This is a genomic window from Pseudomonas sp. R11-23-07 (genome assembly GCF_003852295.1).
Lineage (GTDB): Bacteria > Pseudomonadota > Gammaproteobacteria > Pseudomonadales > Pseudomonadaceae > Aquipseudomonas.
The window spans coordinates 2,087,403-2,100,204 of record NZ_CP027761.1; the positions used below are offsets into that span (position 1 = coordinate 2,087,403).

Sequence of the window (12,802 nt, forward strand, 5' to 3'; positions counted from 1 at the left end):
CAATTTAACCCTCAAAACGGCGTCGCTTTTTGACATGGCCGCCCGGCTGCTGCAAAGTGCGCGGCCTCTAATAAGACCTCTTTGAGTCCGTACGCCGGCAGCACCTTCAATGGCCGCTGAGGCGCGGGCATGCCTGTCTTTTATGTTTCTGTCTTGAGGTAACCATGATTAACGCTGTTATCGCCGCGGTCGGCACCATGCTGGTGCTCAGCCTGTCCCGCGTGCATGTGGTCATCGCCATCATCGTGGGCGCCCTGGTGGGCGGCTTGACCGGTGGCTTGGGCATCGACGCCACGCTCAAAGCGTTTAACAGCGGTTTGGGCGGCGGTGCGACGGTGGCGTTGTCCTACGCCTTACTTGGCGCTTTCGCGGTGGCGATTGCCAAATCCGGCCTGGCCCATGCCCTGGCGGACAAAGCGCTGTTGCTGGTCGATCGCCAGGAAGCCAGCGGCGGCAATCACGTCAAATGGCTGTTGATCGGCCTGTTGTGGGGGGTGGCGATTGCTTCGCAGAACATCCTGCCGATCCACATCGCGTTCATCCCGCTGCTGGTGCCGCCGCTGTTATATGTTTTGACCAAGCTGCAACTGGATCGCCGCCTGATCGCTTGCGTCATGACGTTCGGCTTGATCACGCCCTACATGTTCCTGCCGGTGGGCTTCGGCAATATCTTCCTCAACCAGATCCTGCTGGCCAACGTCGCCAAGAGCGGCGTGGACATCAGCCAGGTCAACGTGACCCACGCCATGAGCCTGCCCGCGCTGGGCATGGTGGTCGGGCTGCTGGTGGCGGTGTTTATCAGCTACCGCAAAAAGCGCGTGTACGACCTGGAGAAAATCGAGCGTGTCGAGCAGGTGGCGGTGCAGTACAACCCGTTGACCCTGCTGGTCGCCGGCCTGGCGATTGCCTCGGCGTTCATCATTCAGCTGTGGCTGGACTCGATGATCATCGGTGCGCTGGCCGGGTTCCTGATTTTCTCGGTGTCGGGCATCGTGCGTTGGCGCGACACCGATGACCTGTTCACCGAAGGCATGAAGATGATGGCGATGATCGGCTTCATCATGATCGCCTCGTCGGGCTTTGCCGAAGTGCTCAAGGCCACCGGTGATGTGCGCTCGCTGGTGGAGGCCTCGGCGGCGTTCATCGGCCATAGCCGTGGGGTAGGGGCGCTGTTGATGCTGCTGGTGGGGCTGTTGGTGACCATGGGCATCGGTTCGTCGTTTTCCACAGTGCCGATCCTGGCCGCGATTTTTGTGCCGTTGTGCGTGCAACTGGGTTTCAGCCCGCTGGCGATCGTATGTATCGTCGGCACCGCCGGGGCCTTGGGCGACGCCGGTTCACCGGCGTCGGACTCCACCCTCGGGCCGACCTCCGGCCTGAATATCGACGGCCAGCACCATCATATCTGGGACACCGTGGTGCCGACCTTCCTGCACTACAACCTGCCGCTGCTGGCGTTTGGCTGGCTGGCGGCGATGACGCTCTGAGGCGTCCATCGTGGCGAGGGAGCTTGCTCCCGCTGGGCTGCGAAGCGGCCCCAAAAGCTGGCGGGCGCTGCGCACCCGAGCGGGAGCAAGCTCCCTCGCCACAAGAGAGTGCTCTAGAAAATTGACGTTTGGCCGCTAACCTCTCAAGCCGCCCCTAATAAGAGAGAAAAGCCATGCGTCTGAGCCTCAAGGCCAAAGTCCTGACCCTTGCCATAGTGCCGGTGTTGCTGTTCGCCCTGGTGATCAGCCTGACCACCGTGTGGATACTTCAGGGCCAGGCGCGCAACGAAGTGGATGAAACCCGCCAACGTCTGCTCAATGACGCCAAGGCCACGCTGCACAGTTATGTCGAGGTGGCCCTGACCACCATCAAGCCGTTCTACGACGCGGCCGCCCCCGGTGATACGGCAGCGCGGGCGCAGGTGGTCAAGTTGCTGTCCAACACCAGCTACGGCAAGGACGGTTATTTCTTCGGCTACGATTCCGAGACCATTCGCCTGTTCAAGGGCAACAGCCCGGACGGCGTGGGCAAGAGTTTCAAGGACAACCGCGACCCCAACGGCGTCTACGTCAACCGCGACCTGGTCAAAGTCGGCAAGGACGGTACCCACTACCTGCAATACAGCTCGACCCAGCCCGGCCAGACCGAGCTGGTGCCCAAGCTCGGCTATACCGAATACCTGCCCAAGTGGGACATGGTCATCGGTACCTCGGTCAACCTGGATGGCATCGATGCTCAGGTTGCGGTGGTCGAGGCCAAGGTAGAGAAACGCATGGAAGGCGTACTGTTGAGCATTCTCGGTCTGGCGGTCGTGGTATTGCTGGTGATTGCCGCCGTCGGCCTGCTGGTGGCCAACACGATCCTGCGCCCACTGAGCCTGATGAAGGCCAACCTGGACGATATCGCCGCCGGTGAAGGTGACTTGACACGCCGCCTGGCCATTACCAGCCAGGATGAACTCGGCGACCTGGCCGGCGCGTTCAATCGGTTTGTCGACAAGATCCACGGCCTGGTCCGCCAGATCACCGAAATGACCGCGCAACTCACCGGCCTGGTGAGCCAGGTGTCCGAGCAAGCCCAGCGCTCGGAAACCGCCATGGAACGCCAGCGTCACGAAACCGATCAGGTCGCCACCGCGATCAACCAGATGTCGTCCGCCGCCCATGAAGTGGCGCGCAGTGCCCAGGGGGCCGCCGTCGCCGCGCAGCAGACCGATGCCGAGGGCCAGGCCGCCAAGCGTGTGGTAGACGGCAGCATCGCGCAGATTCACGCGCTGGTGAACGATATCCGCAGCAGCGGTGTGTCCCTCGACAGCCTGCAACAGGACGTGTCGTCGATTGTCAGTGTGCTGGGCGTAATTCGCTCGATTGCCGAACAAACCAACCTGCTGGCGCTCAACGCGGCAATTGAAGCTGCGCGGGCAGGGGAGGCCGGACGTGGGTTTGCGGTGGTCGCCGATGAAGTGCGCGCCCTGGCCAGCCGCACCCAGACCAGCACTCAGGAAATCCAGGGCATGATCGACCGCCTGCAAAAAGGCACCGAAGCCGCCGTGGATGCCATGCGCCGCTCCAGCGATGCCGGGGACGGCACATCGGCCCAGGCCAATCAGGCCGGCGCGTCGCTCGACACCATGGCCCAGTTGATCGGCACCATCAACTCGATGAACGCACAGATCGCCAGCGCCGCCGAGGAACAAACCGCCGTGGCGGAAGAGATCAACCGCAGCGTGCACCAGATTGCCGTGGCGGTGGACAGCGTGGCCGATGAAACCCAGCTCGGCGCCCAGACTTCCCGCAGCCTGGCGGACTTGGGCCAGCGCCTCGGGCAGTTGGTGGGCCAGTTCAGGATCTGACCTACACGTCGCGCATCAGCAAACCAAACGCCAGGTCCAGCTCGGCCGGCAGGGGCACATATACCGTGTGCCCATCCCCCGGCGCTATCTCGATGGCGTCGCCCTTGGCGTTATGCAAGGTGGCCAGGGCAAAGTGAAAGTTGCCGGCCGGCGTCATCAGTTCCAGCTGATTGCCCACGTCAAAGCGGTTCTTCACCTTGACCTCGGCCAGCTCGCCCCGGCGTTCGCCGGTCAACTCACCCACAAACTGCTGGCGCTCGGAGACGGAGCTGCCGTTCTGGTAGTTCTGGTATTCGTCGTGCACATGGCGGCGCAGGAAACCTTCGGTGTAACCGCGCTGGGCCAGGGATTCGAGGTCGGTCATCAAGCGGCGGTCAAAGGCGCGACCGGCCATCGCATCATCAATTGCGCGGCGATACACCTGGGTGGTGCGCGCGCAATAGAAGTGCGATTTGGTACGGCCTTCGATCTTCAGTGAATGCACGCCCATGCGGGTCAGGCGCTCCACGTGCTGCACGGCGCGCAGATCCTTGGCGTTCATGATGTAGGTGCCGTGTTCGTCTTCGAACGCCGGCATCTGCTCAGTGGGGCGATTGGCTTCCTGCAACAGGAATACCTGGTCGGTCGGCGTGCCGATGCCCAGCGTCGGTTCGAATGCCTGGACGATGTCACCCGTGGCGTTTTCCACCGCCGGGGTGGCCTGGTATTTCCATCGACATGCATTGGTGCAGGTGCCCTGGTTAGCGTCGCGCTTGTTCATGTATCCCGATAGCAGGCAACGCCCGGAATAGGCCATGCACAGGGCGCCATGGACGAACACCTCCAGCTCCATGGCCGGCACGTGTTGGCGAATCTCGCCGATCTCTTCCAGGGACAACTCTCGTGACAGGATCACCCGGCAGATGCCTTGTTGTTGCCAGAACGCCACACTGGCCCAGTTGACGGTATTGGCTTGAACCGACAAGTGAACCGGCATCTGCGCAAAATGCTGGCGCACCAGCATGATCAGCCCTGGGTCAGACATGATCAGCGCGTCCGGGCCCATGGCGACCACCGGGGCCAGATCCTTGAGAAAGGTTTTCAGCTTGGCATTGTGCGGCGCGATGTTCACCACCACGTAGAAACGCTTGCCCTGTGCATGGGCTTCCTGGATCCCGAGGGCCAGGTTGGCGTGGTCAAATTCATTGTTGCGCACGCGCAGGCTGTAGCGCGGCTGGCCGGCGTACACCGCATCGGCGCCATAGGCAAAGGCGTAACGCATGTTCTTCAACGTGCCGGCGGGCGCGAGCAGTTCGGGGGCGATCAGTGGGAGCATGGAGGTGTGAGCCGCAAAAGGCGCGAGGGTAGTGCAGGCCTTGGCGTGGTGCATTGACCCACGTCTAGATAAGCCGATCTATGCTTGTTCGATCAACCAGGGCACTCCCAGGTTTCGCTGCGGACTAAGCAACAGGGCCGACACCGGCCCTGTGCTTTTTTGACATGGATCGGACATGAATCAAACCAACCTGCAATTCAAGACCCTGCTGTTACTGCTGGCCCTGGTGACCGTCGCCTTCATCTGGATATTGCTGCCGTTCTACGGCGCGGTGTTCTGGGCGGTGATCCTCGGCATCATCTTCGCGCCCATGCAGCGCCGCCTGCAGCAGCGCTTTGGCTGGAACCGCAACCTGACCTCCCTGACCACCTTGACGGTGTGCCTGGTGATCGCGATTTTGCCGGTGATCATTACCAGCGCCTTGCTGGTGCAAGAGGGCGCCACCCTTTACAAGAACGTCGAAAGCGGCCAGTTGGATGTGGCCGGTTATATCGAGCAGTTCAAGCATTTCCTGCCGCCGTATTTCCAGCACCTGCTGGACCGCTTCGGCATGGGCAACCTGGAAGGGCTGCGGGAAAAGGTGGTGAAAGGTGCGATGCAGGGCAGCCAGTTCTTCGCCACACAGGCGTTCAGCTTCGGCCAGGGTACGTTCGATTTCCTGGTGAGCTTTTTCATCATGCTCTACCTGCTGTTCTTCCTGCTGCGCGACGGCCCGGAACTGGTACGCAAGGTGCGCACGGCGGTGCCATTGGCCGAGCCGCAAAAGCGCCGCCTGCAACTCAAGTTCAACCGGGTGGTGCGAGCCACGGTCAAGGGCAACGTGCTGGTGGCCGTCACTCAAGGTGCGCTGGGGGGCTTTATTTTCTGGTTCCTGGATATTCCCAGCGCGTTGCTCTGGGCGGTATTGATGGCGTTTCTATCCCTGCTGCCTGCGGTGGGCGCCGGGATTGTATGGGGGCCGGTGGCCGCCTACTTCCTGTTGAGCGGGTCGATCTGGCAGGGCGTGGTGCTGGCGCTGTTCGGCGTGTTCGTGATCGGCCTGGTGGACAACGTACTGCGCCCGATTCTGGTGGGCAAGGACACCAAGATGCCGGACTACCTGATCCTGATCTCGACGCTGGGCGGCCTGTCGGTGTTCGGCCTGAACGGCTTCGTGATCGGGCCGCTGGTCGCGGCGCTGTTCATTTCCTGCTGGGCGTTGTTCGTGGAAACCAAGCCGCGCGTCAAATTGCCGTTGCCCTAGGCTTCAAGCCTGTAGTTGGCAGCCAGTTGCAGTTGGGCGTCGGATAACGAAGTGAGCGGGCCGCTGATAGGCTCGCCATCGCGTACTACGTACCAGCAGGCGAGCAAGCCCAGCTTGCGAAGAGGGGCGGGAACGGCGCTGCCGATGACGGACATGATCTGAACAGTGGGCATAAGTACCTCCAAACGTTATGGAGGTCACCTTACGGTGCGATCGCGCCCGGGAAAAATCACCTGGCTCGATAGTCAACATCAACGCCAGGCGTCAGTCCACCACCTGGTCGAGCATGTGCACAACTTCCTGTTCACTGAGCAGGCCCTTGCGCACCAGGTTCTCTGCCAGTAATGCCAGGAACTTCGCGCTGCGGTGGCCTTCCAGGTGCTTGAGTTCGGTCAGGGCACTATAAACCTTGCTGGATGTGCAGAGGCCAGCGGTGCGATGCGGATTTTGTGTAGGCATGGTCAATCGTCCGTAATTGTTATTGGGTGGACAAGGTCGATAGTGAAACGGGCTCGTGACACAAACATGACAGCGTTCGTACCAGTCGAGCAAGAGGAGATCCCAACCGGATCATGTGGGATTGCCGCCCGAGCGTTGTCCTCACAACGACCTTGGCAAGATAAATCCAGACGTTTCAGGCAAAAAAAGGCCCCGCGTGTGGGCGAGGCCTGTTGCATGTACAGCCATGTGTTACCAGCCGTGGCGGTAGTAGCCGTGGGGCGGGCCATAGTAGCCATAACCCCGTGGCGGGCCGTAATAGACCGGCGCCGGACGGTAATAAACCTGTTGCTGCACGTACACCGGTGGTGGCGGTGCGTAGTAGACCGGCGGCGGAGCGGCATACACCGGCTGCGGCTGGACGTACACCGGTTGCTGCACATAGACCTCACGCGGCTGGCTGGCAACCACGGAGCCGACAACGGCTGCACCGACAAGAGCACCCAATACGGCCGGGCCGCCCCAACCACCACCGTGGGCGGAGGCTTGGCCTGCCATCGCGAGTGCGCCAATAAGCAAGGCGATCCTGGGGACTTTACGCATCATGGTCATTCCTCGGTTAGCCCCTGCGCTTGTGGTCTGCAATCAATAGACTCAAGGATTGTCGCGGGGATACTTTTAAGACAACGTATTTCTGAAAAACAGCACAGCTGGTAGGTAAAGGTTGTGTAAGGTCTGTACCGATTTGCTTACTTCAAGGAGCTACCCATGCAGATGCACCCCAACAAGGACACCCAACTGTGCATGTCACTGTCGGCGCGTCCCGGGAATTTCGGCCTGCGCTTCCATAACCATCTGTATGAGCAGCTGGGCCTGAATTTTTACTATAAAGCCTTCAGCAGCCAGGATCTGCCCGGCGCGATCGGTGGCATACGGGCGCTGGGCATCCGGGGTTGCGGCGTGTCGATGCCGTTCAAGGAGGCTGCCATCGCTTTAGTGGACGAACTGGACGATTCGGTTCAAGCCATCGATTCCCTGAACACCATCGTCAACACCGGCGGCCGTCTCAAGGCGTACAACACCGACTACATTGCCGTCGAGCAACTGCTGAAAAAACACCAGGTACCGAAGGACTCAAGCTTCGCCCTGCGCGGCAGCGGCGGCATGGCCAAGGCCGTGGCCAGCGCCTTGCGTGACGGCGGTTACGCCAATGGCGTGATCGTGGCGCGCAATGAGGTGGCGGGCAGGGCGCTCGCACGTAACCTGGGGTATGAGTGGCAGGCTGAACTGGGCGGGTTGCGCCCACGCATGCTGGTTAACGTGACACCGATTGGCATGACCGGCGGGGCAGAGGCGGATCAGTTGGCGTTTGAAGCCGATGCCGTTGATCAAGCCGAGACGGTGTTCGATGTCGTGGCGATCCCCGCTGAAACCCCGTTGATCGTGCGCGGGCGTGCCCAGGGCAAGCGGGTGATTACCGGCCTTGAAGTGATTGCGATCCAGGCGTTGGAGCAGTTTGTGTTGTATACCGGCGTGCGTCCTACACCGGAGCAATTTCAGGCGGCCGTGGCGTTCGCCCGAAGCTGATACGCTGCGCAGCGCCAACCGGCAGAGCGGGCAACCCCGCTCTCCGGTGGGACCCTCGTCAGGCCTGTTCCAACTGCGCCAGGCGTTCTTCCAGCGCCGCAATTCGCGCTTCCAGCTCCTCGATACGCTCGACGGAGACGCCCCCGCCGCCGCGCTCCACCGGGTTACCGCGCGCGGCAATAATCGTTTCGATATCCGTCGGGTCCCCAGCGCATGGGTATACCGGTCCTCGCGCTGCCCCGCCTGGCGCGGCACCAATAGCGCCAGGCCCCGTGCAATCAGGCGTTCGAGTTGGTGCACCACCTGCTCGGCATCCTCAAAATCATGCATGCGCCCGCTGCGCGTCAGCAACTCATTGACCGTCTGCGGGCCGCGCAGGAACAGCAGCCCGATCAGGATCATTTGCGCGGGCACCAGTTCCAGCGCCTTGTCCACGCGGTGTTCCCAGCGGTCGGCGCGGCTGCCCATGACCAGCCGGGTATAACCCTGGCCTTCCAGCACGCGCAAGCTCTGGCCGACCTGGCCCTGGCTGAGATTGGTCACCGGTTCCCGGCTGGTCTTCTGGTTGCACGCCAGCACCAGGGCGTTGAGGGTAAGGGGGTAGGTTTCCGGGTTGGTCGCCTGTTTTTCGATCAGGCAGCCCAGGATGCGGATTTCCGTGCTATTCAGGCGCGGCTCAGGCGTGTCGGTATCGTGCTCGGCGGTCATCGCGCTTTCCCTATGCAGTGAATCCACTAGCCTAAGCCGGAAAAAATAAAAGACAAGCGGCAGGCATGGCTATAATCGTCGCTGGTTCCAACCCTGCCATTACCACGAGACTGACATGACTATTTCCCTGTATGCCGCTTCTATCCCAGTCTTCAAGCAAATGCTCAACGCCCTCAGCGATGTGCTGAACAAAGCCGAAGCCCACGCCACCGCCAAGAACATCGAGCCGAACGCTCTGCTGCAAGCGCGCCTGTTCCCGGATATGTTCGCGCTGGTGCGCCAGGTGCAGATCGCCGTCGACTTCGCCAAGGGCGTTTCCGCGCGCCTGGCCGAGATCGAAGTGCCGAAGTACGAAGACAGCGAAGTCACCTTCGCCGACCTGCAAGCGCTGATCGCCAAGGTGCTGGCCTTCGTCGATACCATCAAGCCCGAGCAGATCGACGGCAAGGAAGGCATCGAAATCGTCACCCGCCCAGGCACCCCGAAAGAGAAGCGCTTCAGCGGCCAGTCCTACCTGCTGACCTACGGCCTGCCGCAGTTCTTCTTCCACGTCACTACCGCTTACGCCTTGCTGCGCCACAACGGCGTTGAAGTGGGCAAGCGTGATTACATGGGCGCTTTCTAAGCACCCACTAAAAAGCCCGGGTGCGTTCTTCAATGAACGGCCCGGGCTTTTTTACAGCTGGCGTTCAAGCCAACCGTTCATCCTTGTCCAGGCACGCCGCCGCAGTGAACAGCACATCGGTGGACGAGTTGAGCGCGGTTTCCGCCGAATCCTGCAGCACGCCGATGATGAAACCTACTGCCACCACCTGCATGGCGATCTCGCTCGGAATGCCGAACAGGCTGCACGCCAGCGGAATCAACAGCAGCGAACCACCGGCCACGCCCGAAGCCCCGCAGGCGCAAATGGCCGCGACCACACTGAGCAGCACGGCGGTGGGCAGGTCTACGGCAATGCCCAGCGTATGCACGGCCGCCAGGGTCAGCACCGTAATGGTGATCGCGGCACCGGCCATATTGATCGTGGCCCCAAGCGGGATCGATACCGAGTAGGTGTCTTCATGCAGGCCCAGGCGTTTGCTCAGCGCCAGGTTCACCGGAATATTCGCCGCCGAACTGCGGGTGAAGAACGCGGTAATACCGCTTTCGCGCAGGCACAGCAGCACCAGCGGATACGGGTTACGGCGCAGTTTCCAGAATACGATGGCCGGGTTGACCACCAGCGCCACGAACAGCATGCAGCCGATCAGCACCACCAGCAGGTGGGCATAGCCGAGCAGGGCGCCGAAGCCGGAGGTGGCCAGGGTCGAGGCGACCAGGCCGAAGATCCCCAGCGGGGCAAAACGGATCACCAAGCGCACGATCAGCGTCACACCGTTGGACAGGTCATCGAGCACCGTGCGGGTGGTTTCGCCGGCATGGCGAATGGCAATGCCCATGCCGATGGCCCAGGCCAGGATGCCGATGAAATTGGCATTCATCAGTGCGCTGACCGGGTTATCGACCACGCTCAGCAGCAGGCTTTGCAGCACCTCGCCGATACCGCCGGGAGCGCTCACGGTGGCGTCATGGGTGGCCAGGACCAGGGACGACGGAAACAGCATGCTGGCAACCACCGCAACCACGGCAGCGGCAAAGGTACCCAGCAGATACAGGAACAGGATCGGCCGGATATGGGTTTCCTGGCCGTGTTTATGATTGGCGATAGACGCCATCACCAGCACGAACACCAGGATCGGCGCGACGGCCTTCAGCGCCGTGACGAACACTTTGCCGATAAACCCGGTGGCCTTGGCGGCCTCAGGCAACAACAGGGCCAGCAGAATCCCGGCGATCAGGCCGATGATAATTTGGGTGACCAGGCTGGCGCGCGTTAAACGTTGCAGCAGGGAAGGGGCAGCAGTCATAAACAGTTGTCTCTGATTTTTTTAGTAGGGCACAGCATTGCAAGGAGAAAGTACTGTAGGCAGCAGGCGCGAAGTCTAACATGCTGTAGGACGAGTCCCGTTCGCTGCGTCATTCCGTCACCCGCACTGTCGGATTTGGATTCATCGGCGCGGGCGTGTCATCAGGGCAGGGTGGTAAACAGCTCGCGTCGGGCGCCCTCGGTAATCGCCACGATGCCAGGGTGCTTGACCTTGCGCTCCACCGAGATGGCATAAAACGACTCGGTCACCGCGTCGGTCTGGCCGATCAGCGCCACGCCGTATTGGCGCACCACTTCATCGGCGATCACGCTGGGAGCGATAAAGATGCCGCTGCCCGATTGCCCGAAGGCCTGCATCAACGCGCTGTCGTCGAACTCGCCGATGATCCTGGGTTGAATCTGCTGATCGGCAAACCAGCGTTGCAAACGGCTGCGCACCACGGTCTCCGCGCCGGGGATCAACAACGGCGCGCCGTGCAAACACCCTGGGAAATCGCCGCTATGTTGATCAGCCAATGCCTGGGTGGCGAAAAAACTGATGCCACATTCCCCCAGCTTCTGGCTGTAGCCCTTGATGTCCAGGTGCGTGGGCATCGGGCTGTCGGAGATCACCAGGTCCAGGCGCTGGATGGCCAGGTCGGCCAATAACCGTTCGAGTTTGTCTTCACGGCAGGTGATGCGGATCGGTTCGCTCAGCTCCATGGTGGGGGCAATCAGCCGGTACACGATGGATTTGGGCACCACGTCCGCCACGCCGACGCGAAATACAATCTGCTGCTCGTTGGGTTGTGCGCGCAGCATCGCCTCCAATTCATTGCCGGTCTGGAACATTTGCTCGGCATAGGGCAGCGCCTGGCGTCCGGCTTCGGTCAGCTCCAGCTGGCGGCCGACGCGCTGAAACAGTGCGATACCAAAAGTGTGTTCCAACAGGCTGATCTGCCCGCTGATGGTCTGGGGCGTGAGGTTCAGTTGCTCGCAGGCGCGCACGATGCTGCCGGTCTTTGCCACCACCCAGAAGTAATGCAACTGTCGATAATTGAGCATTGCTTTCTACACTTCGTAAAAATCGAAGTATACGCGAGAAAAATACGAATTTTCCTGAACTGTTTGCCTGCATAGAATGCGTCGCTATCGCGGGGCTACTATTTGGACCCAAGCGTTCTAACGAGGAATACATCATGAAACTCAATTCCCTGGGCGCGGCTGCACTGCTTGCGCTTTCATTGGTGATGATCGGCGGGTGTGATCAAGTCGAGAAAAGCGCGCAGCAGGTACTGGGCAAAGCCACCGAAACGGCCAAGCAAGCAATCGATGACACCCAGAAAGCCGCCGAGCAGGCATTGAGTGAAGCGACCCAGGGCCTGATCAATCCGCAGAAAAAGGATGATCAGCCAGAAAAAGATGCAGAATCCGATACCCAAGAAACCTAATTTCCCAGCACAACGTCAGGACTGACCTATGGATTATCTTTTACAACTGGCCGCCAGCCCCACCGCCTGGATCGCACTGGCGACCTTGATCGTCATGGAAATCGTGCTGGGCATCGATAACCTGATCTTCATCTCGATCCTCACCAACAAATTACCCGAGCAGCACCGGGCCAAGGCGCGACGCATTGGCATCAGCATGGCGTTGGTGTTGCGCCTGGGCCTGTTGAGCACCATCGCGTTTATCGTGCAATTGACGACGCCGGTATTCGAAGTGTTCGGCCAGGCGTTCTCGTGGAAGGACATGATCCTGATTGCCGGTGGCTTGTTCCTGGTGTGGAAGGCGACCACCGAGATCCATCACAGCATGGACCCGGAGCCCGAAGACAAAGCCAGCGTTGGCAATACGGTTGCCATCGGCTTTGCGGCCGCCATCGGACAGATCCTGCTGCTCGACCTGGTGTTCTCCATCGACAGCATCATCACGGCAGTCGGCATGACCGAACACTTGCCGATCATGATCATCGCCGTGGTGACCTCGGTGATCGTGATGCTGGTGGCGGCAGAACCGTTGGCCAAGTTCATCAACGACAACCCGACCGTAGTGATGCTGGCCCTGGGCTTTTTGATCATGATCGGCATGACGCTGATCGCCGAAGGCTTCGGCGCCCATGTGCCCAAAGGCTACGTGTATGCGGCCATGGCGTTCTCGGCGGCTATCGAGTGCCTGAATATCGCACGGCGTAACCGCCACAAGCGTTTGCTCGCTGCTCGCCAGTAAGCGCTGCACCAAAAGGCCGGCTGGGTTCATATG

13 protein-coding genes and 2 pseudogenes are annotated in these 12,802 nt (G+C 60.9%); 8 read left to right on the forward strand and 7 right to left on the reverse strand.

Annotation, left to right across the window (positions count from 1 at the left end):
- The first annotated feature begins 167 nt into the window (after nucleotides 1-167).
- The 3 genes and pseudogenes from C4J84_RS09640 to C4J84_RS26710 all read left to right on the forward strand — a co-directional run bounded on the left by C4J84_RS09640 (nucleotide 168) and on the right by C4J84_RS26710 (nucleotide 3,340).
- The gene (locus tag C4J84_RS09640) at nucleotides 168-1,487 is read left to right on the forward strand and encodes a Na+/H+ antiporter family protein (protein WP_164487793.1); all 1,320 of its coding nucleotides are present in this window, start codon (nucleotides 168-170) and stop codon (nucleotides 1,485-1,487) included.
- 173 nt (nucleotides 1,488-1,660) lie between these two features.
- Nucleotides 1,661-2,482: pseudogene (locus C4J84_RS26705) on the forward strand (cache domain-containing protein); the annotation flags it as partial.
- Nucleotides 2,483-2,584: 102 nt separating this feature from the next.
- Entirely contained in the window at nucleotides 2,585-3,340 is a 756-nt protein-coding gene (locus tag C4J84_RS26710; protein ID WP_370004746.1) for a methyl-accepting chemotaxis protein, read from the forward strand.
- Between the two features lies 1 nt (nucleotide 3,341).
- Here the strand turns inward: C4J84_RS26710 and yegQ are convergent, their stop codons facing one another.
- Complete coding sequence (gene yegQ, locus C4J84_RS09650) at nucleotides 3,342-4,655, reverse strand: tRNA 5-hydroxyuridine modification protein YegQ (protein ID WP_124435229.1); 1,314 nt, start codon at nucleotides 4,653-4,655, stop codon at nucleotides 3,342-3,344.
- Between the two features lie 175 nt (nucleotides 4,656-4,830).
- Between yegQ and C4J84_RS09655 the strand changes: the two genes are divergently transcribed.
- Nucleotides 4,831-5,898, forward strand: coding sequence for an AI-2E family transporter (locus C4J84_RS09655; protein ID WP_124362109.1), 1,068 nt, complete (start codon nucleotides 4,831-4,833; stop codon nucleotides 5,896-5,898).
- Here C4J84_RS09655 and C4J84_RS26255 read toward each other — a convergent pair.
- The 3 genes from C4J84_RS26255 to C4J84_RS09665 form a co-directional block, all read right to left on the reverse strand.
- Complete coding sequence (locus C4J84_RS26255) at nucleotides 5,895-6,071, reverse strand: hypothetical protein (protein ID WP_164484521.1); 177 nt, start codon at nucleotides 6,069-6,071, stop codon at nucleotides 5,895-5,897. The genes C4J84_RS09655 and C4J84_RS26255 overlap by 4 nt on opposite strands.
- A 91-nt stretch (nucleotides 6,072-6,162) precedes the next feature.
- Nucleotides 6,163-6,357, reverse strand: a complete 195-nt coding sequence (locus tag C4J84_RS09660) for a hypothetical protein (RefSeq protein ID WP_033899765.1) — start codon at nucleotides 6,355-6,357, stop codon at nucleotides 6,163-6,165.
- Nucleotides 6,358-6,588: 231 nt separating this feature from the next.
- Nucleotides 6,589-6,948, reverse strand: coding sequence for a hypothetical protein (locus C4J84_RS09665; RefSeq protein ID WP_124362110.1), 360 nt, complete (start codon nucleotides 6,946-6,948; stop codon nucleotides 6,589-6,591).
- Between the two features lie 156 nt (nucleotides 6,949-7,104).
- Here C4J84_RS09665 and C4J84_RS09670 point away from each other — a divergent pair, with 156 nt between their 5' ends.
- Complete coding sequence (locus tag C4J84_RS09670) at nucleotides 7,105-7,923, forward strand: shikimate 5-dehydrogenase (protein WP_124370269.1); 819 nt, start codon at nucleotides 7,105-7,107, stop codon at nucleotides 7,921-7,923.
- A gap of 58 nt (nucleotides 7,924-7,981) precedes the next feature.
- On the opposite strand, the pseudogene C4J84_RS09675 reads toward C4J84_RS09670, so the two are convergent.
- Nucleotides 7,982-8,631 (reverse strand): annotated as a pseudogene (locus C4J84_RS09675) (YceH family protein).
- A 115-nt stretch (nucleotides 8,632-8,746) separates the two neighbouring features.
- Between C4J84_RS09675 and C4J84_RS09680 the strand changes: the two are divergent.
- Nucleotides 8,747-9,256 carry a DUF1993 family protein gene (locus C4J84_RS09680; RefSeq protein ID WP_124362113.1) on the forward strand — a complete coding sequence of 170 codons (510 nt, stop codon included), beginning with the start codon at nucleotides 8,747-8,749 and terminating at the stop codon, nucleotides 9,254-9,256.
- Between the two features lie 64 nt (nucleotides 9,257-9,320).
- Here the strand turns inward: C4J84_RS09680 and sstT are convergent, their stop codons facing one another.
- Together sstT and nhaR are read right to left on the reverse strand one after the other, a co-directional pair.
- Entirely contained in the window at nucleotides 9,321-10,541 is a 1,221-nt protein-coding gene (gene sstT / locus C4J84_RS09685; protein WP_124435230.1) for a serine/threonine transporter SstT, read from the reverse strand.
- A 161-nt stretch (nucleotides 10,542-10,702) separates the two neighbouring features.
- Nucleotides 10,703-11,605, reverse strand: a complete 903-nt coding sequence (gene nhaR, locus C4J84_RS09690; RefSeq protein WP_124362115.1) for a transcriptional activator NhaR — start codon at nucleotides 11,603-11,605, stop codon at nucleotides 10,703-10,705.
- Between the two features lie 134 nt (nucleotides 11,606-11,739).
- Between nhaR and C4J84_RS09695 the strand changes: the two genes are divergently transcribed.
- Both C4J84_RS09695 and C4J84_RS09700 read left to right on the forward strand, forming a co-directional pair.
- Entirely contained in the window at nucleotides 11,740-11,991 is a 252-nt protein-coding gene (locus C4J84_RS09695) for a hypothetical protein (protein ID WP_124362116.1), read from the forward strand.
- 28 nt (nucleotides 11,992-12,019) lie between these two features.
- Nucleotides 12,020-12,769, forward strand: a complete 750-nt coding sequence (locus C4J84_RS09700) for a TerC family protein (RefSeq protein ID WP_124362117.1) — start codon at nucleotides 12,020-12,022, stop codon at nucleotides 12,767-12,769.
- Nucleotides 12,770-12,802 lie beyond the last annotated feature (33 nt).

Coding starts and splice junctions, on each gene's coding strand:
- C4J84_RS26710 (WP_370004746.1), top strand. CDS start 2,585: ATGGAACGCCAGCGTCACGAAACCGATCAGGTCGCCACCGCGATCAAC.
- yegQ (WP_124435229.1), bottom strand. CDS start 4,655: ATGCTCCCACTGATCGCCCCCGAACTGCTCGCGCCCGCCGGCACGTTG.
- C4J84_RS09655 (WP_124362109.1), top strand. CDS start 4,831: ATGAATCAAACCAACCTGCAATTCAAGACCCTGCTGTTACTGCTGGCC.
- C4J84_RS26255 (WP_164484521.1), bottom strand. CDS start 6,071: ATGCCCACTGTTCAGATCATGTCCGTCATCGGCAGCGCCGTTCCCGCC.
- C4J84_RS09660 (WP_033899765.1), bottom strand. CDS start 6,357: ATGCCTACACAAAATCCGCATCGCACCGCTGGCCTCTGCACATCCAGC.
- C4J84_RS09665 (WP_124362110.1), bottom strand. CDS start 6,948: ATGACCATGATGCGTAAAGTCCCCAGGATCGCCTTGCTTATTGGCGCA.
- C4J84_RS09670 (WP_124370269.1), top strand. CDS start 7,105: ATGCAGATGCACCCCAACAAGGACACCCAACTGTGCATGTCACTGTCG.
- C4J84_RS09680 (WP_124362113.1), top strand. CDS start 8,747: ATGACTATTTCCCTGTATGCCGCTTCTATCCCAGTCTTCAAGCAAATG.
- sstT (WP_124435230.1), bottom strand. CDS start 10,541: ATGACTGCTGCCCCTTCCCTGCTGCAACGTTTAACGCGCGCCAGCCTG.
- nhaR (WP_124362115.1), bottom strand. CDS start 11,605: ATGCTCAATTATCGACAGTTGCATTACTTCTGGGTGGTGGCAAAGACC.
- C4J84_RS09695 (WP_124362116.1), top strand. CDS start 11,740: ATGAAACTCAATTCCCTGGGCGCGGCTGCACTGCTTGCGCTTTCATTG.
- C4J84_RS09700 (WP_124362117.1), top strand. CDS start 12,020: ATGGATTATCTTTTACAACTGGCCGCCAGCCCCACCGCCTGGATCGCA.